The following is a 17,414-nucleotide window of genomic DNA, read 5'->3' as shown; positions in this document are numbered from 1 at the left end:
TGTATGCAGACAATGCCCGGACCTGTGAGTGGTTGCGGGTCCGGGCATCGTTGTTGGATTTCGCGGGGCAAGACACGCCAGCGCCCGCGTTCGGATGCGTAGGATGTGCCACACGCATCCGACGGTTTCCTTCCTGTTACAGCTTGAGCGTCGTCAGAGTCTTGGTGAACGCGTCCATGAACCAATCCACGTCGTCCTCGCTGAACACCAGCGGTGGACGCAGCTTCAAGATGTTGCCGTACCGTCCGCACACCGAGGTGAGTACGTGGTTGTCGCGCAAGGTTTCAAGGATGTCCAGCGCTGCCTGCTGATCGGGGTCTGTTGTGCCAGGCTTGACGATTTCACAGCCGATGTACAAACCCGCTCCACGCACATCGCCGATGCACGGGTGTACATTCTGAAGCGAGGCGACGGCCGCCTTGAACAGTGCGCCGACCCGTTTTGCGTTACCCATCGTATCCTCGTCGCGCATCACATCAAGCGTCGCCTGTGCCGCGGCCATGCATACCGGATTGCCGCCGAAGGTGTTGAAGTATGGGATCGAGCCGGCGAAGGGCTCAAGCACTTCATGGCGCGCCGCCATGAGCGAAGTTGGCAGACCGTTGGCCATCGGCTTGCCGGAAGTCACCAGATCAGGCACGATGCCTTGACGTTCGAAGCCCCAGAACGCATCGCCGGTCCTGGTGAAACCAGGCTGGACCTCATCGGCAATCCACACGCCGCCGAGTTCATGGACCGTGTCGATCACCGGCTGGAGATACCCGACCGGGTCAGGGTAGACACCATCGGAGGAGAAAATCGAATCAGCGAGGAACGCAGCGAATTTCACGCCATGGCGTTCCATATCCGCCACTGCCTTACGTACTTCCGCGGTCATCCAAGCGCCAAAGGTTTCCGCGCTGCACGATTCAGCTGGTTTGCCGTCAATCTCAAAGCGATAGGTATCGGGGGTGGGGACCATTCGCATCTTCAATCCGAGCGTCTGGGCCGTACCGAGCGCCGGGGAAAGCTTCGACGTCAACGCCGAATTGCCGTGATACGCCTCATGCGTGACGATGACGCCCTCTCCGCCGGTATACGCTTGGGCGACGCGAACAGCGAGATCGTTCGCTTCCGAACCGGTGCATTGGAACATAATCCGGTCAATCGGGCCAGGCATGGTGGACAGGATATCCTGCGCATAATTGAGAATGTTCTCATGCAAATAGCGGGTGTGCGTGTTCAGCAAGGATGCCTGGCGCGTAATCGCTTCGACGACCCGCGGATGGCAGTGTCCCACGGAAGCGACGTTGTTGTAGACATCCAGATACTCCACACCGTCGGCATCCCACAGATGGGAGCCGCGACCCTTGACCAGATGTACCGGATTGCGGTAGAAGAGCCGGTATGCGGGGCCCAATACCTCGCGTTCCTCGGTGAGCTTGCGCGTCTCCGGATCCAGTGCAGCCGCCATCTCCGGGCGGAAGCTGTTGGTGTCCATGATTGTCGAACGGGTTGCCATGGTGTTCTTCTTTCGTCATGTTAAGGGTTCCGCGATGCATACGCGGAACCCGTGATTCATTACTCAGTCAAATTCACAATCGCATCAGTCGTCAGTACGATAGACCACCTTGCCTCCCGAAGCTGCGAACTCTTCTTCAGGCGACAGCACAAGATGCTTGCGCCCATATACTGCGAAGAACACTGTGGCAATGATATAAATCGCAACCATGGTGTACACAGCAAGCCGGTAATCCGGATTCAGCAATACGGCGATAAAAATCGAGAATGCCAAGAGTCCCGCGATGGCCGCGCCTGGAATACCATATGGGCTGACGAATGGGCGCTTAATGTCAGGGAGCTTCTTGCGAAGCAAGACAAAGGACACCATCTGCAGCAGATACGCGAGAACAGCTCCCCACACCGCGATATTCAGCACAACCGAGCCTGCTCCGGAGCCGCCATACGCAATGATGAACAATGCCGCGAAACCGATGATCGCGCCCACTATCAATCCCCAATAAGGAGTCTTCTTCTTACCGGTAAGACTGAGGAATGCAGGGTAATATCCTGCTCGCGACAACGAATAGAGGTTCCGTCCGTATGCGAACATAATCCCTTGAACTGAAGCGAGAAGTCCAATCAGGGCAAATGCCGACAACACCGCCGCAATATTGCCGGGCAGAATCGCGCGATAGCCGTCAAGCAACGGCTCATCCGAGCCAGCGAGCGCCTTAGAGCCTACGACAGCTGGATTGAGGAACACGATAATCAGCGCGGAAAGTCCCAAAGTGAAAATGCACCAACGCGATGCCTTCGGAATGTTATGTTCGGGGTCGCGGACTTCTTCTGCCGCCAAAGGCAACTGTTCAATACCCAAGAACAGCCACATCGCAAACGGCATCGCATAGAATATCGCTCCGGCGCCATATGGAAGGAACAGTGAATTCCCATCTGTGGGTTTGATGTTCAGCAGCGAGCTGAAGTCAGCTTTCCCAGTGGCCAAAGCACCGACACCGAAAATCAGCACGATGGCAAGCGCTGCAATAGACATTACTTCAGCAAATCGGAATGACGTCTCCGCTCCCATCCAGTTCACGATGACGAATGCAATATAGATAATCAGCCACCATATCCATTGCAGTCCGCGATTATCAAAGGAGAATCCAGTCAGGTTCTCCATAATCGCATCAGCATATGCAGATGAGAAGTAGACGATTGTCGCAGCCGTCATAACATATTCAACAGTCTCTGCGAGTCCGGTGAAAAATCCTCCCCAAGGCCCCATGGCTGCACGCGCGAAGGAATATGCTCCGCCAGTATGGGGCATCGCAGACGCCATTTCGCTAATGGAGTTGAGCATACATTGGTACATGACGTACACGATGATTGCGGCAATAAACATGCCGCCCCACCCCGCCTGAGCAATGCCGCCATTCCATCCAGAGAAATCACCTGAAACGACTGCCGCGATGCCAATGGCCCACAGGCCGAATGCACCAGCGGTACGCTTCAGCTGACGCTTCGCGAAGTAATCTTTCTCGGTCTTCACGTAGGTTACCGAGCCAATACCGGTTCTGTGATCGCCTGGTTTTTCACCGGCTTCTACTGCTGTCATGATTCCTATCCTTTCCTTCGATTCCACATTTCTTGTTGATGCTGATTGGGAGCGGCAACCGACATCCGCTCCCGCTAAAGTCACTCAAGCAACCACATCGGGTCGTCGAGATATCGTTTCGCGCACATCACCGAACCAGGAGCTTCCTGTTCGGCCATGCCGTCAGGTAACGCGTCGGCACGATGGTTGGTGGTCCATCCGAGCATTTGCAGACGTCGAATCATGGACAGCGCGGACATGACGGCAAGCTGTTCCTCGTTGAAATCGCCGGCGACTTTTTGGTAGCCACGGACCCATGCCTTTGCCAGTTGCGGCGCATACGGCTCATGCTCGATAAAACTCAGTGAAGAGGCATAATCATAGAGATACCAGCTGTATCCCGCATCATCGAAATCGATGACCGTCAATTTCCCGTCAGTACCTTTGATGATGTTCGATGGCCGCAAATCCGCATGAATCAGCCCCCATGTCTGCCTGGTACGCGGGACTTTGACGACCACATCCATGGCTTTCCACAGCGCTTTGTCGCACAATGCGCGTTCAGCATCAGTCAGGTCGGCGCTCTCCCAACGCCCCCATCTCGGGGATGGACCGACCATATTCGATAAATCCCAGCTGAATCGTTTGAACCCGAACGGCGGTTCCCACCGCCGGGACTGCTCGTGAAACAGGGCTGCCCAGCCGCCAATCGTCTCATAGTATGGCGCAGGATTATCCAGATCCTCGAGAACTGTGCCTTCTACGAATTTCGTTGAGATGACAGTCCAACCCACACCGTTGGCATCATGAATGCGCGTGACGAACGTGCCACGGGTCGTCGGAACCGGGTTGATAAGGTGCACACCGTCGATCTCATGCAGTGCATTCAGCCAAGCGATTTCAGACGCCACTGCCTCGGGGCCACCCACATATCCAGGTTGGGAGACACGCACAACGCCCTCATGCTTGCCATCAATATCGAGTATGAATGTCGCGTTTTCCGATACTGTGATCAGATCGAGACGGGCACGCGAATGGTCGATGCCCCAAGCCCCACACACGCCTTGGAAAAGCCAGAAGGGTGCTGGGCTGCCCTTTTTCAGTGCACTGAACGCGTTGAGACTCGCCGTTTTTGCCGGCGCATCCATCAAACTGACAATCGCCTGTGCCATCTCGACCATGCCTCCGTTTCTGCGATACGTTCGCCGGTCGCATCATGTCTGGGATGCGGCCCATGACGCCCGTCTCTTCTGGAGAGATCAGCTGATACGCTGTTCGAGCGCCCGATACCGGCATTGTGGCAGAAACGTGGAGTGGAATCACAGGCGTACGGTTACGCTAGAGTAACGGCTTGGCCTGCTGATTTTAATGGCTTGTTACAGACGGTAAAGACCCTTCTCGACTAGAGCCGTGCAGCTCGCATTGGAATCCGTCACGCCCGCACCACGGATTGGCCGTGCGCATGCGAAGCGCGAATCCGTTCAGCAAGCCATGTATTCACTACTGCATTACGACTGATTGCAAGCTCTTCGGCTTCTTCATCCAGCCCTTCGACAATCCAGTCAGGCATGGTCAAGGTGATACGCTTCTGGACGATGGGATGCCGCTCAACAATGGGATGGTCCACATCGAAGTATCCGGGTGCTTCCTCGCCATGATCGAATCGCTCTTCCAACTCTTCCGCAGTAAGCGATTGCTGTTTACTCGCATTGGTCATAATATCGCTCCGTGTCTTTCCTCGACCGTCTAGCAGAGATCAAACGGATGCGGTTCCCACGTCTCGTGGTTATCGCAGTCCAATGTTTTCCATCAATACCGTCGTTGCCGGATGGGAGTTTAGCGCGAATCGGCCTATCGGACGTTGATCTCCCACGCGAGGTGCGGGAGTTTGTGCGAATATCACGTTCATGCGGATAATCTCCCAACAAGAACATTGGAATTCCGCGATTCTTGAAAATCGGTTCCGAGACAGGGTTTGGGAGAACAGTGACGAATCGGTGCATCTGCGATAAAATCCCACGAACATCCGGGACTTTTCTGCAGAATGGCGGATTTACGTATCATCTCCCACAAACCATGGGAGATGATACGATGCTCTACTCGTGCGATGCGCCCCCAATGTGGCCGCTCCGTCATGCGCAGACCAGGATCGGCACCAAGTGGACGCCGCGCATCACACTGCGCGACACCCGGCGAGTTCAGTGATTCAACCGATGCCGCACCGCGCGCATCTTGGGGCTCAGCTCCTCATCAGGCAGCGCATCAACTTGCTCGCACGATCCCAGCCGGTCGGCTGTCTGGTAGTACCACAGCTTGTAGTCGAGCGCGTCAAGATTGTCCTGCAATTCACGCATCTTGGCAACAACCGCGTCACGCTGGTCGCGAATCATATCGAGCCGCTGCTCGATGGTCACATCACCTTGGTCGCATAAGTCGACATACTGTTTGATGTTCTTGATCGGCATGCCGCCTGCCTTCAAGCATCCGATGATGTTGATCATCGGCATGTCTTCATCGCGGAACACGCGCGCCCCGCCGCTGGTGCGCCCGACGAACGGCAGCAATCCCTCACTGTCGTAATACCGCAGTGTCGAAGTGGCTACTCCAAGCTTGCTTGCCATTTGGCCGATGGTGTATGTCGCCATCAACGACTCCTTTCCGTCCCCGATTGCCTCTTCGAAAATCCTTGAAATCCTGACATTCTGAAGACATCCTACCGACGCAGTACAACCCCACAACCCAATATCGCACCATCGCAACACTATTGCAGAACACCGGCGCGCACCTGCCGCCCAAGATTGTGGTCCTAGGCGGCAGAGACAATGCGGGAGTCCGACGTGGCTGCAATGTCAATGTCGGCTCAGATGCGGTTCCGGCGTGGCTCCGATGCGGATGCGAACTGATACATCAAGCCCACGCATCATGCCACCCATCACGCTCGTTGTCGACCGTCAGCCCTCGACTTCGGACACCTTCACCAACGCCTTAATGACGCGGCGCGCGTCCATATCGGCGTACGCCTGCGGCACGTCATCCAAGCTGTACGTCTTGGTGAACACACGTCCTGGATGGATGTTGCCGGCGAGGACTTCGCGCAGCAGGCGCTGACGAGCGTAGGTGCGCACAGGCGCCGGACCGCCTTTGATACCGATATTGCGGTAGAACGTCGCCTCTGCCGGAATCTGCACCCCGTGCGGCAAACCGACACGGCCGATGACGGAACCCGGACGTCCGACGCGCAGCGCAGTGTTGAACGACTGGGCGGATCCGACGCATTCGAGCACGGCATCGGCACCGGAGCCGGTGAGTTCCATGACGCGCGCGACCGCCGCGTCATCACGCTCGGGCACGATGTCGGTGGCACCGAATTCGCGGGCGATTGCGGCGCGATCCTCATGGCGGCTCATGGAGATAATCCGGGTAGCGCCCAGCAGCTTGGCGGACAGCACACCGCACAAGCCAACCGCGCCATCGCCGAATACGACAGCGGTATCACCAAGCTTGACTTCAGCGCTGACGGCCGCATGGTAGCCGGTGCCCATCACATCGGACAGGGTCAGCAGGTCGGCGAGCATCTCATCAGAACAATCCTTCGGACTCGCCGGCGCGCCGGGGATATCGCCTGCGGCGAGCGCCCCGGACACGTTGACAACCGTGCCATTGGCGTGCGGCACATGCAGATATTCGCTCTGGCAGCCTTCACCTTCGGCGCCGCCGAAGTAGCCGCCGTTCAAGCAACTGGATTCGAAGCCGGCCTTGCAAGCCGCGCATTCGCCACAGCTGATGGGGAACGGCACGATGACGAAATCGCCGGGTTTGACGACGGTCACGTCAGCGCCGGCCTCGGTGACGACGCCGATGGATTCATGCCCGATCGGGGTGCCGGCGGAGTTCACGTCCTGACTGCGGTAGGGCCATAGGTCGGACCCGCATACGCAAGTGCGGACGACACGGATGATCAGGTCGCCGGGCTCCTGGACGGTTGGGATGGGTCGTTCCTCGACGCGGATATCACGAGGACCGTAATAGATGGTTGATTTCATGATGGTTGCACTCCTTGTGTTGTGGCGCGGATCACGCAGTTTGCCGCCGCGAGCGTTGCCCGGCAAACACGCGTCGCCAGGAACGATTCCGTATCCGCGTCGTGATGCTTTCACTCTAAAGGTTCAAGTTCACTTCAAGTCAAATGGCGACACGCCCGAATGGTCAGACAGCCGCATCCCCCTGTGTGCAGGGGCGAACCGCGTCGATTGAGCGTTTCTGCGGTCGCTGCAACGTATCCCCACCTGTCCGTAAGGTGGAGGCATGACGATCACGGTTTCGACGGATGGGTCAGCACTGGGTAATCCGAATGGCCCGATGGGGTGGGCATGGGCGGATCACACGCCGCATGCGGGCGGGACTCCCGGGCATGAGCACGAAGGCGATTGCGATGCAGGTGGCGCATCCAACGGCACCAACCAGATCGGCGAACTGTGCGCAGTACTCGAAGCACTGCGCGCCCACCCTGGAGCGGAACCGCTCACCATTGAATCCGACTCGCAATACGCCATCAACTGCTCCACGGCTTGGGTACGCGGATGGAAGAAAAACGGGTGGAAGAACTCCAAAGGCCAGCCGGTGAAAAACCGCGAGCTCATCAAGGCAATTGACCATGAGATCTCACAGCGCCCCGGCCCAGTGAAATTCGTGTGGGTCAAAGGGCACAACAACAATCCCGGCAACGAGAAAGTCGACCATCTCGCCCACGGGTACGCGGGCGACTGCCGCAGCGGCGTCAAACCAGGGTATCTGCCGCTCGAAGGCTGGCAGTCGCTGCTCGCCTCCGAATACGCCAAAGGCACCACCGTGCCCGAGGACGCGCATATGCTCATGGAAGGCAAGATCTCCGCCGCCGAATACCACTTGGGACGTGCCGAAGACACCGGCGGCGTGCCCGGTACGAGCGACCGCAAGCCGGATTCGCGGACTTCTTCCGGCAGCAAACGCGCCGAATCGCTGGCTGAGCAGCTGGCCGAGCCAGAAGGTGTGCCTGATGATTTGCCCGATTACCACAGGACCGCGGAAGCCGCGACAACGGGCGCGGATGATGGCACCAGCACCGTTGAACCCAGCACCATCGAACCTGCCGATTCAGCCGACGACGAATCAGCCGCATCAACTCCCGACAACCAGACCACACCGGCGGCCTCCCCGACCCCTCCTGCACCATCCGGTGGCAATCGTCTGCGCGTGGTCCCCGGCTTGACTCTTTCCGGCACGCTGCGTTTCTCCCCGCCGCCATCCAGCAGCCCGACATTCAGCGGCGAACCCCGCCGCATCCACGGACTGGTGGAAATCGACGGATACGTGCAAGGCGACGGCTCCATCGAGCTCAACGGCGCCCGATTCATGCTTGGGTAAGCGGGCGGCCGGCAGTCAGCGGGACGATCGGACCGAGCTGCGAAGTATCAAAGGTCATCAAGTCATAGTCGCGCTGTAAGCCGAGCCAGAATTGAGGTGTAGTCCCCAACGCCCCCGCCAAACGATATGCCATGGCGACACTGATGGCGCGGCGCCCGTTGACGATTTCCCCGACCGCGGTCTGTTCCACACCCATCGCTTTGGCAAGCCGATATCGACTGATGCCCAACGGCTCGAGAAATTCCTCCTGCAGGATTTCCCCGGGCGTGCTCAACCTTGAATGAGGGGCTCCCGCACTCGTCTCATCCACGGTGGTAGTCAGTGAAGTAGACATCATACGCCTCCTGCGTCATCTCATCCCAGCGGAACACCAGCCGGTATTGTTTGTTCACCCGAATGCTCCAGTACCCACGGAGATTCCCGGTCAACGCCTCGAGCCGATTACCGGGAGGCGCCCGCAGGTCAAGCAGCGAGTTTGCCGCTTTCAACATCTGCAGGCGCCTTGCGAGTTGCTTTTCGATTCCTGTAGGGCATCCCGCCGGCAATGGGCCACCATATAGAAAATCATTGAGTTCACGATTTCGGGTACGCATCTCCCAATAGTATCACGTTGCAATAGTATTGGCAAACGACACCTGAAGCTCAGATATGCCTGACCAACAGACAACGTCTCGGAGCCTCGCGGGAGATTATCGCGCATGCGCCATCCGAGCGATAATCTCCCGATATCGAGCCAAGGAGCGGACTCAAGAATCGCGGAATTCCAACGTTACCATTGGGAGATCATCCGCAGGGACGCAGCATCGCGCAATACTCCCAGACGAAGCGCGGGATACCATCCGCCAAATCACGACATCCGGACATTCTCCCACGCCGTTCGGCACACCGTCACCAGACAATCCAATCCGAATCACGCTCCCAATCACCCACGGCGTCTCAACCGGCATTCAACACTGAGCCCAACGCCCCGCCACACAACAAGCCATCCCCGCCCTGACCGGAAGACACCGATACGAAAAGCAGCGCCCATGCCGCCCTGAGATATACTGAGCATTACGGTTTCTGAAGTGCGCCACTTCACACGGAAACCAGATGACACATCATCGAGGAAGCCATGAGCATGTCGACACCACACACACACCGTCAACGACGTCACGCCTGCACCGACGCAAGCAACTGGCCCGAGCATCGTCCTGTCACTGAGTGATATCACGTTTTCATATTCAACCAACACGAACATTCTTCGCGATATCTCACTTGATTTTCCAAGCGGTTCATGGAGCGCAATCATGGGCCCCTCCGGGTCAGGCAAGTCGACACTACTCTATTGCGCCAGCGGGCTACTATGCCCCCAACACGGGCATGTTATCTGCGGCACCACCGATATCACCACACTCAAAGGCAATGACCTGACAACGTTCCGCCGCGAACATTTCGGATTCGTATTCCAAAATTACAATCTGCTCCCGGAACTCACCGCCACCCAGAACGTCCTGCTTCCCAGCATGTTTGGATCACACACGCTACCCGAGCAGGACGCTCGCCGTGCGCTCGCGGATGTAGGTTTGGACCAGTATGCGGACTCCTACCCGGAAGACCTCTCCGGCGGGCAACGGCAACGCGTCGCCATCGCGAGAGGACTGGCGCTTCATCCGGATATCCTATTCGCCGACGAGCCGACAGGAGCGCTTGATTCCAAAACGACACGCGAGGTGATGGATCTCTTCCGCATGGCATCCGACAGAAAACAGACCGTGATCATGGTCACCCACGACCCCAATGTCGCGGCATGCGCAGATCAGGTCATTTTCCTTGTTGACGGTTCGGTTGTCGGCATCCACCGCGGCATGACCGCTGCGGATATCGCGTTGGCCTTCAGTACCGGCAACTTCGCTTCAGCTCCGTCAACAACCGAAGACGCTCAGTAAGAAGGTGCGCCATGTCATCGCAACTCAGCGTGGTTTCCCAACAATTCCGTAAACGCCACGCCTCCTCATACCGAACGCTGTGCATCTCCACGTTTGCCACGTCGGCATTGGTCACCGCATGTGCGCTCGTATGGAAATCCGCCCAGCTTCAAGATGGAGCCACAGCAGGCAATACCATCCAGCGCATAGAGACCAACGCCTACTATTCAGGTTCACAGACGCTAACGGGAATCATGCTGCTGTTCTCACTACTGACAGCATTACTGCTTATCGTCTCTGCAACCGGTTTTGTCGTCGAAGAGCAGCGGAAAAAATACGCTCTGCTCTATCTCAATGGCGCAACCGCAACACAGATTCGCATCATTTTGCTTCGATCACTCGGCGCATACGGCAGTGCAAGTTCCGTCATCGGTTGCCTTGCCGGCTGCGCTCTATGTTTCCCTCTTGCGACGCTGCTCGTGTCCGCCGGCGGGGCAGCACCATCGTTCACCGTGATCGTGCATCCATCCGCGGCAATCGGCTCGTTGGCAATCATGATCTGCACACTCACAATAGGCATCCTCTATGCCTCCAAGCGCATCACGAACGTGTCGCCTCTGGAGACGATTCGAGAAGTGGTCACCGAAAAAACAGGAACACATACCCGCCGCATGGTCGTGGCGACGATACCAGCCATCGGCGGCATGGCGATTGGATTCGCACCGACGCAAATCCAGCCCGAAGCAAGAGTGTTCTGTGAAATACTCCTGTTCATCATCGCTTCCGCCATCGCAGCCCCGGGGATATTCCCCACTATTGTGCGAGGCATCACCGCCGCGTTCACCTCCTCGGCCCCAGTTGTCGTAGCGAGCCGAAGAAGCGTCAGGAACGCAAGCCGCACAGCCTCCATCGCCCTCCCTGTCACGATTCTGATGTTGGTTGTGTGCCCATTCCTCACCCTCATGGATACCGCGACCGCCGAAAGCGTATCAACCCAAATGAGCGCAATCCCATCGTCCATCGTTGCACGCGGGGATTCAGCGTATGAGCCGGCATTGTCAACGTACCTGCAACACGAATCGACAATCAGCTCATCCACAGTGTTCACGACACAAGGGTTCGCCATTGACGATGACGACACCACTCTGTATTCCATTGCTTTCACGGATCGGCGATCCTTGACAGCCAATGCTTGTGGCATGACAACATTGGAAGGTGATCTGGCGGATCTGGGCGAAAACAAGGTAGCGGCCGTCGGGAACGGGAAACATCTCGGAGACACCATCACCATCCGCGGTATAGACAACACCGCGCACACCGCGACGATCGTCGCGATTGTCGACGACATCCCAGGATTGTCGCCTTCCTACCTTGCGTTGAAGGGATCTTTGCACTCGCAGGGGAAAGCACAACCGTTGATGGCTTATATCAATGCAACTCACAGCCGCGACGTCGTCGATACTTGGAATGCAACGCACGCGGACAACACCATCCAGCTATATACCAAACAAGGGTTCATCGACTATTTCATCGAATACCGTAATAACGGCAGGTCCGGAACATTGCTGCTCATCGGCGGCGCCGCATTGCTCGCGGTCCTGTTCCTCGTCCAGGCGGCCGATACGGCGGCACGAGAGCATCTCGAACAAGACAGGATGCTGAAAACGATATGTGCAACGCCTCAAGGAATCGTCGGCATTTCAGCGCTTGAAGGAGTCATTGACGTCATTGCCGCGGCGATACTCAGCACTGTGGTCTATGCCGTGATCTGGTGTTCCCTGATTGTCATATCATCATCGGACATGTCTTTCAGACCGCCGATCAGCGCCAAGGCATTCATCGTGTTGACGCTCGTATGTTTGCTGACGACAGGGATCGTGTGCGGGGCGCGTACGCGTAAAGAGCTGGGATGACGAGGCGACAAAGCCGCCTGCAGCTCATTGACCCGACCGCTCGTGTGACCTGCCGATCAGCAGCCACAGGTAGAAGACGAATCCGAACAACGCGCACACCCCACAAATCACATACATCGAGCGGAATCCGCACCCCGTGCGGCAAGCCGACGCGACCGATGACGGAGCCCGGACGTCCGACGCGCAACGCCGTGTTGAACGATTGGGCGGATCCGACGCATTCGAGCACCGCATCGGCGCCGGAACCCGTGAGCTCGACAACACGCTTGACGGCAGCGTCATCACGCTCAGGCTCCATCGAGCTCAACGGCGCCCGATTCATGCTGGGGTGAGCGGTTTCTGTTTACGTGACCATGACATATCGTTCATGCTTCCCCCCGTACAGTGGATGCAATACAGCTGGAAAGGAGGATCACTTACGATGCACGTGCCGTATGTCTTCAACATCCAGCATTTCTCCACTCATGACGGGCCGGGAGTGAGAACCACCATTTTCTTCAAAGGATGCCCCCTGCGTTGTGCGTGGTGCCATAATCCTGAAAGCCAGCGATTTACGCCAGAAACCATGACGAACCGGGACGGGCGCGAAACAATCGTCGGCAAGCAATACACCATCGACGAATTGATGGAAGATGTCATGAAAGACATCATCGTCTATGAGCAATCCGGTGGAGGGGTCACATTATCAGGTGGCGAGGCTTTAGCGATGGATGCCGCGTACATCCGCGAGCTGGCACAACGACTCACCGAGAATGAAATCAGTGTTGGAATTGACACCTGCGGCGTCGTCTCTACAGAGCGAATCAAAGCAATTGCACAGCATGCTGATTTCTTCTTATACGACCTCAAACTCATCGACGATGACGCACACCGTAAATATACCGGCGGTTCGAACCGTCTCGTACTGAATAATCTGATAACCCTCAACGATTTGCACGCACGAATTTTTCTACGGCTTATCATGGTTCCCGGCGTCAATACCAATCGCCATACCATCCAGCGCACGATGGAATGGCTGCAAAACCACCATATCACCCCTGAACAAATCAATCTGCTCCCCTACCATCGGCTTGGCATGGATAAATACTCTCGACTTGGGAGACGCCCCGTCCTGTTCAATATCCCAGACGACACATTGATGCAGGACATCAAGACCCAAGTCGAAAGTTACTATGACACCGTCACCATCGGAGGATAACCATGCGCAAGCCACGCCCACCGTTCGCATCCCCTCCGATTTCCATTTCCGCACATCATTGCAAGCATCACCGTGCGCGGAACCGCACCCAGACACGTCCAGGTGCCAGAGGCGGAGCAGAAACCATCGCGAGATAGCACATTCCTTATTTTTCAATGTCCTGGAACGGTATTGACACGCACAGACGCACACGACTTGTTACTGAAAGTCGTTCCAGATATCCAGCAAAGCAATCACAGCAAGAAAGCGAATCGACCGATGTCACAATCAACGACCAACGTCGCATCCGACGAAGAAGGAATGAACTTGGACATGCAACGCGGATCTACCATCCGAGTGAAAAGGCTCCGCGAGCAGAGTGTCAGCACGCATCCGACAATCAGTCTGGAGCGTGCCCTCATTGAAACAGATGTCTATCGCAAGTATGAGGGCAAAGTCCCCACGCCTGTATTGCGAGGCATGTTTTTCAAAACCTTGATGCAACGCAGGACTCTGTACCTTGGGGATGATGAGCTCATCGTCGGCGAAAAAGGCGTCGCACCGCAAAGCGCGCCGACATTTCCCGAGCTGTGCTGCCATAGTCTCACGGATCTCGACAATATGAATCATCGGGAACATGTCTCATTCCACGTCACTGACGAGCAACGGCGCATCCAGAGGGATATCATCATTCCCTTCTGGCAAGAACGCGCCACCATGACCAAGATGATGGACATGCTGCCCCAAGCATGGCATGACCTCTTCAACGGAGGCATGTACACCGAATTCATGACCCAGCGCGGCCCCGGACATACTGTTGCAGATGGGAAAATCTACCATTATGGTTATGCGGATTTCATGGCTCTCATTGATGCCGAACTCACCCGCATTGATTTTAATAACGATATGGATGCCGAACATAAACAGGCAGAATTACAAGGCATGCACCTTGTATGCGAAGGCATGATTATTCTCGGCAGAAGATACGCCCAGTTGGCCAGGCAGAAAAAGAAAAGCTGCGAGGATCCGATCCGCCGAGAAGAACTCGAGCAACTGGCCGACATATGCGACCGGGTTCCAGCACATGCCCCACGCACCTTCCGGGAAGCCGTCCAGATGTACTGGTTCACCCATATCGGTGTTACCTCGGAGATGAACAACTGGGACGCATATTCCCCCGGAAAGCTTGATCAACATCTGGAACCGTTCTACTGTGAGGAAATTGCCGACGGGACGTTAACCCGCGATCAGGCGCGCGAAATCTTGGAATGCTTGTGGGTGAAATTCAATAATCAACCTGCTCCGCCCAAAGTGGGTATCACGCTGAAGGAATCTGCCACATATACTGATTTCTGTAATATCAACACCGGGGCTTTGCGACCAGACGGCACGTGTGGAGTCAGCGATGTCAGCTATCTCATTCTAGAAGTCATGGATGAAATGAGGCTGCTCCAGCCAAGCTCGAATGTCCAGATTTCCCGGAAAACCCCTGAGCATTTCCTTCATGAAGCCGTAAAAATCAGCCGTGAAGGTTGGGGACAGCCTGCATTCTATAATTCTGAAGCCATCATCCAAGAGCTGCTGACGATGGGTAAATCATTGGATGACGTCTACGAGTCCGGTATCGCCTCTGGATGTGTGGAAACCGGCACAGCAGGGAAAGAAGCATATGTACTCACCGGGTACCTGAATATCCCCAAAATCCTCGAACTGGTGATGTATCGCGGTTACGATCACTACAGCGGCAAACGCATCGGCATCGATTGCGGGGATCCCGCGACCTTTGCCAGCTACGAGGAATTGTACGCCGCATTCGAGCGGGAACTTATGTATGTTATTGATGTCAAAGTAGCAGGGAACAACCTTATCGAACGTCTGTTCATGGATGCGCTTCCCGTCCCGTTGCTTTCGACCATCACCGATGACTGCATCGCAAAGGCCAAGGACTATAACTGTGGCGGAGCGCGTTATAACACCAGCTATATCCAGTGCGTGGGCATGGGCACAATCGTCGACTCGTTGAGTGCGCTGAAGCGGCAGATATTCGAAGATCATCGATTCACTATTGCTGAGATTCTTGACGCATGCGAACACGATTTCACCGGCTATGACAGCTTATATGACCAGGTATCCCGACATACGCCGAAATACGGAAATGATGATGACGCAGCCGATGACATCGCACGCCAAGTGGCGAGGTCGTTGCAACGCATTATAGCCGGCCGTCCCACACCCAAAGGGTCAAAGACCATCGTGGAGTTCCTGCCCACAACATGCCATGTGTATTTTGGACAGACCATGCTCGCATCCCCAAATGGACGTCATGCGCACGTACCCCTTCCAGATGGCATCTCCCCAGAAAAAGGTGCGGACATCAACGGTCCCACCGCTGTCATCCGGTCAGCTGCCAAACTGGATCAGCTGAAGACGGGTGGCGCACTGCTTAATCAGAAGTTCACGCCACAAGTTGTCGCTGGAACGAAGGGGATAATCGGTATCAGCACACTGATTCGTAGTTATTTCGCTATGGACGGCCACCATCTTCAATTCAATGTTGTCGATCGCGCCACGCTGCTTGACGCGCAAAAGCACCCTGACCAATACCGGAATCTGATCGTACGAGTCGCCGGTTATTCGGATTATTTCAACAACTTGGACAAGGCTTTGCAAGACGAAATCATCGCACGTACCGAACAGACCTTGTAATAAGGTTGGCATCCACCATGTGCGAGACGGTGCCGGCGGACAGCTGCCGGCACCGTCTCGCACAATCCAACAGGTTCACACAAGGAATCCTTGCGGGTAGATATCAGTATCGTCTAGGCGGTATGTTGAGACCCCAGTGATGAACGCCTTTCCAGTGATCTGTGGAATCACCGCAGGATACTGCGAGACGGTCGTCGACCGAATCGGACTGCCGAGGAATCTTGAACCGGTAATCGATTCGAAGACAGCGCGATCTCCAATTCCCATCGCTCCTCGTGCGACGAGCATTGCCAGTTTTGCGCTGGTCCCTGTCCCACAGGGAGAGCGATCAACTTGATGGCTGCCAAACACTACTCCATTGCGATAATGCCCTGTTTCTCGGCTATATTGTCCGAACTCCACAAGGTCGACTCCACTGACATCCACGAGTGGGTGCTTCACCGAAATCTGTTGACGCGCCGCCTCGAGAATCGCCATACCGATATCGGATATCGGCTGAGCATGTGCCGCATCAATGTCATACCCCAATCCCAGCGCGTCGAAATCCACCAGGGCGAAGAAACTTCCCCCGAATGCAATGGTCGCTGTGACTTCCTTCACCGGTATCTCCGGTTGATCTATATGGATGACAATTTCATTCCTGACTACAAATGATGGCACATTGGTCAATGTCGCATTCTGCACGGCATGGTCACGGACATGCACTGTCACGGTTATGAGCCCGGATGGCGTGTCCAGATGGACATCGATATCATCATCCGCGATATCGGCAAAGGACTCGTACGGCCCAGTAACCAATCCTGATTCCACAGCAAAAGTAGAGACGCCGATTGATCCGTGCCCGCACATATTGAGGTATCCACCGGAATCGGTGAATACCACACCAAGATCGGCATCCGGTCTTGTGGGCTTGAAGAGAATCGCCCCAAACATATCACGATGGCCACGAGGTTCAAGCATCAGCATTTTGCGCACATCATCGTAAGTCGTGATGAGTTTATCCCGTACCTTCGCCGCGCTCGGCTCATCATCAAGCGTCGACAACCCGTTGACGAGGATACGTGTGGGTTCTCCCTGGGTGTGGGATTCTACAGTCGTCAATGTCGGGCTGCCGTTGAACATGGCATCATTGAGTACATCTCGCGCTGCTGCCAATGCTCTGAGACGAAACCGCGTTGGCGGGGTCTGGATCCGGACGTCATGTGCATGTGCCATTTAGGGCCTCCATTCCC

15 protein-coding genes and 1 pseudogene are annotated in these 17,414 nt (G+C 56.0%); 6 read left to right on the top strand and 10 right to left on the bottom strand.

The features are described from left to right. Positions 1–136: 136 nt before the first annotated feature. From DSM100238_RS03775 to DSM100238_RS03745, 6 genes are all read right to left on the bottom strand, one after another. The gene (locus DSM100238_RS03775) at positions 137–1,501 is read right to left on the bottom strand and encodes an aspartate aminotransferase family protein (RefSeq protein ID WP_152355368.1); all 1,365 of its coding nucleotides are present in this window, start codon (positions 1,499–1,501) and stop codon (positions 137–139) included. Positions 1,502–1,585: 84 nt separating this feature from the next. Continuing rightward, positions 1,586–3,097, bottom strand: coding sequence for an amino acid permease (locus tag DSM100238_RS03770; protein WP_152355367.1), 1,512 nt, complete (start codon positions 3,095–3,097; stop codon positions 1,586–1,588). A gap of 80 nt (positions 3,098–3,177) precedes the next feature. Then, entirely contained in the window at positions 3,178–4,257 is a 1,080-nt protein-coding gene (locus DSM100238_RS03765; protein WP_240812319.1) for a phosphotransferase enzyme family protein, read from the bottom strand. A 251-nt stretch (positions 4,258–4,508) separates the two neighbouring features. Next, positions 4,509–4,793 carry a type II toxin-antitoxin system BrnA family antitoxin gene (gene brnA / locus DSM100238_RS03760; protein WP_152355366.1) on the bottom strand — a complete coding sequence of 95 codons (285 nt, stop codon included), beginning with the start codon at positions 4,791–4,793 and terminating at the stop codon, positions 4,509–4,511. A 481-nt stretch (positions 4,794–5,274) separates the two neighbouring features. Then, on the bottom strand, positions 5,275–5,721 hold the full coding sequence (locus tag DSM100238_RS03750; protein WP_152355364.1) for a MerR family transcriptional regulator: 447 nt from the start codon (positions 5,719–5,721) through the stop codon (positions 5,275–5,277). Positions 5,722–6,027: 306 nt separating this feature from the next. Further along, complete coding sequence (locus DSM100238_RS03745) at positions 6,028–7,119, bottom strand: zinc-dependent alcohol dehydrogenase family protein (protein ID WP_152355363.1); 1,092 nt, start codon at positions 7,117–7,119, stop codon at positions 6,028–6,030. Here DSM100238_RS03745 and DSM100238_RS03740 point away from each other — a divergent pair. Together DSM100238_RS03740 and DSM100238_RS03735 are read left to right on the top strand one after the other, a co-directional pair. Continuing rightward, a complete protein-coding gene (locus tag DSM100238_RS03740; protein ID WP_152355362.1) occupies positions 7,106–7,330 on the top strand; it encodes a hypothetical protein in 225 nt (74 codons plus the stop codon). The genes DSM100238_RS03745 and DSM100238_RS03740 overlap by 14 nt on opposite strands. Before the next feature lie 51 nt (positions 7,331–7,381). After that, entirely contained in the window at positions 7,382–8,479 is a 1,098-nt protein-coding gene (locus DSM100238_RS03735) for a ribonuclease H family protein (RefSeq protein ID WP_152355361.1), read from the top strand. Here the strand turns inward: DSM100238_RS03735 and DSM100238_RS03730 are convergent. Both DSM100238_RS03730 and DSM100238_RS09685 read right to left on the bottom strand, forming a co-directional pair. Next, positions 8,466–8,816 (bottom strand): HigA family addiction module antitoxin, encoded by a 351-nt coding sequence (locus DSM100238_RS03730; RefSeq protein ID WP_240812318.1) that lies wholly within the window; start codon positions 8,814–8,816, stop codon positions 8,466–8,468. The two genes, DSM100238_RS03735 and DSM100238_RS03730, sit on opposite strands and share 14 nt — an antisense overlap. After that, positions 8,782–8,970, bottom strand: a complete 189-nt coding sequence (locus tag DSM100238_RS09685) for a type II toxin-antitoxin system RelE/ParE family toxin (RefSeq protein WP_376831048.1) — start codon at positions 8,968–8,970, stop codon at positions 8,782–8,784. The genes DSM100238_RS03730 and DSM100238_RS09685 overlap by 35 nt, the downstream gene beginning before the upstream one ends. Positions 8,971–9,666: 696 nt before the next feature. On the opposite strand from DSM100238_RS09685, the gene DSM100238_RS03720 reads away from it, so the two are divergent. Next, positions 9,667–10,407, top strand: coding sequence for an ATP-binding cassette domain-containing protein (locus tag DSM100238_RS03720; protein WP_152355359.1), 741 nt, complete (start codon positions 9,667–9,669; stop codon positions 10,405–10,407). A gap of 11 nt (positions 10,408–10,418) precedes the next feature. Next, positions 10,419–12,299, top strand: coding sequence for an ABC transporter permease (locus tag DSM100238_RS03715; protein WP_152355358.1), 1,881 nt, complete (start codon positions 10,419–10,421; stop codon positions 12,297–12,299). A gap of 124 nt (positions 12,300–12,423) precedes the next feature. Here the strand turns inward: DSM100238_RS03715 and DSM100238_RS03710 are convergent. Further along, positions 12,424–12,591 (bottom strand): annotated as a pseudogene (locus DSM100238_RS03710) (zinc-binding dehydrogenase); the annotation flags it as partial. Positions 12,592–12,666: 75 nt separating this feature from the next. On the opposite strand from DSM100238_RS03710, the gene DSM100238_RS03705 reads away from it, so the two are divergent. Together DSM100238_RS03705 and hypD are read left to right on the top strand one after the other, a co-directional pair. After that, positions 12,667–13,497, top strand: coding sequence for a radical SAM protein (locus tag DSM100238_RS03705; RefSeq protein WP_338071665.1), 831 nt, complete (start codon positions 12,667–12,669; stop codon positions 13,495–13,497). Between the two features lie 102 nt (positions 13,498–13,599). Further along, positions 13,600–16,182 (top strand): trans-4-hydroxy-L-proline dehydratase, encoded by a 2,583-nt coding sequence (gene hypD / locus DSM100238_RS03700; RefSeq protein ID WP_205730678.1) that lies wholly within the window; start codon positions 13,600–13,602, stop codon positions 16,180–16,182. 75 nt (positions 16,183–16,257) lie between these two features. On the opposite strand, the gene DSM100238_RS03695 is transcribed toward hypD, so the two are convergent. Then, entirely contained in the window at positions 16,258–17,397 is a 1,140-nt protein-coding gene (locus DSM100238_RS03695) for a proline racemase family protein (RefSeq protein WP_152355357.1), read from the bottom strand. Positions 17,398–17,414 lie beyond the last annotated feature (17 nt).

It is taken from the genome of Bifidobacterium apri, from assembly GCF_009299485.1.
GTDB classification, from domain to species: domain Bacteria; phylum Actinomycetota; class Actinomycetes; order Actinomycetales; family Bifidobacteriaceae; genus Bifidobacterium; species Bifidobacterium apri.
The sequence above is the reverse complement of the archived record's forward strand: the minus strand, read 5'-3'. Positions and strand labels throughout refer to the sequence as shown.

What these genes read in the sequence shown, in the direction of transcription:
- DSM100238_RS03775 (WP_152355368.1), bottom strand. Translation starts at nt 1,501, where the DNA reads ATGGCAACCCGTTCGACAATCATGGACACCAACAGCTTCCGCCCGGAG.
- DSM100238_RS03770 (WP_152355367.1), bottom strand. Translation starts at nt 3,097, where the DNA reads ATGACAGCAGTAGAAGCCGGTGAAAAACCAGGCGATCACAGAACCGGT.
- DSM100238_RS03765 (WP_240812319.1), bottom strand. Translation starts at nt 4,257, where the DNA reads ATGGTCGAGATGGCACAGGCGATTGTCAGTTTGATGGATGCGCCGGCA.
- brnA (WP_152355366.1), bottom strand. Translation starts at nt 4,793, where the DNA reads ATGACCAATGCGAGTAAACAGCAATCGCTTACTGCGGAAGAGTTGGAA.
- DSM100238_RS03750 (WP_152355364.1), bottom strand. Translation starts at nt 5,721, where the DNA reads ATGGCGACATACACCATCGGCCAAATGGCAAGCAAGCTTGGAGTAGCC.
- DSM100238_RS03740 (WP_152355362.1), top strand. Translation starts at nt 7,106, where the DNA reads ATGGTTGATTTCATGATGGTTGCACTCCTTGTGTTGTGGCGCGGATCA.
- DSM100238_RS03745 (WP_152355363.1), bottom strand. Translation starts at nt 7,119, where the DNA reads ATGAAATCAACCATCTATTACGGTCCTCGTGATATCCGCGTCGAGGAA.
- DSM100238_RS03735 (WP_152355361.1), top strand. Translation starts at nt 7,382, where the DNA reads ATGACGATCACGGTTTCGACGGATGGGTCAGCACTGGGTAATCCGAAT.
- DSM100238_RS03730 (WP_240812318.1), bottom strand. Translation starts at nt 8,816, where the DNA reads ATGATGTCTACTTCACTGACTACCACCGTGGATGAGACGAGTGCGGGA.
- DSM100238_RS09685 (WP_376831048.1), bottom strand. Translation starts at nt 8,970, where the DNA reads ATGTTGAAAGCGGCAAACTCGCTGCTTGACCTGCGGGCGCCTCCCGGT.
- DSM100238_RS03715 (WP_152355358.1), top strand. Translation starts at nt 10,419, where the DNA reads ATGTCATCGCAACTCAGCGTGGTTTCCCAACAATTCCGTAAACGCCAC.
- DSM100238_RS03705 (WP_338071665.1), top strand. Translation starts at nt 12,667, where the DNA reads ATGCTTCCCCCCGTACAGTGGATGCAATACAGCTGGAAAGGAGGATCA.
- DSM100238_RS03695 (WP_152355357.1), bottom strand. Translation starts at nt 17,397, where the DNA reads ATGGCACATGCACATGACGTCCGGATCCAGACCCCGCCAACGCGGTTT.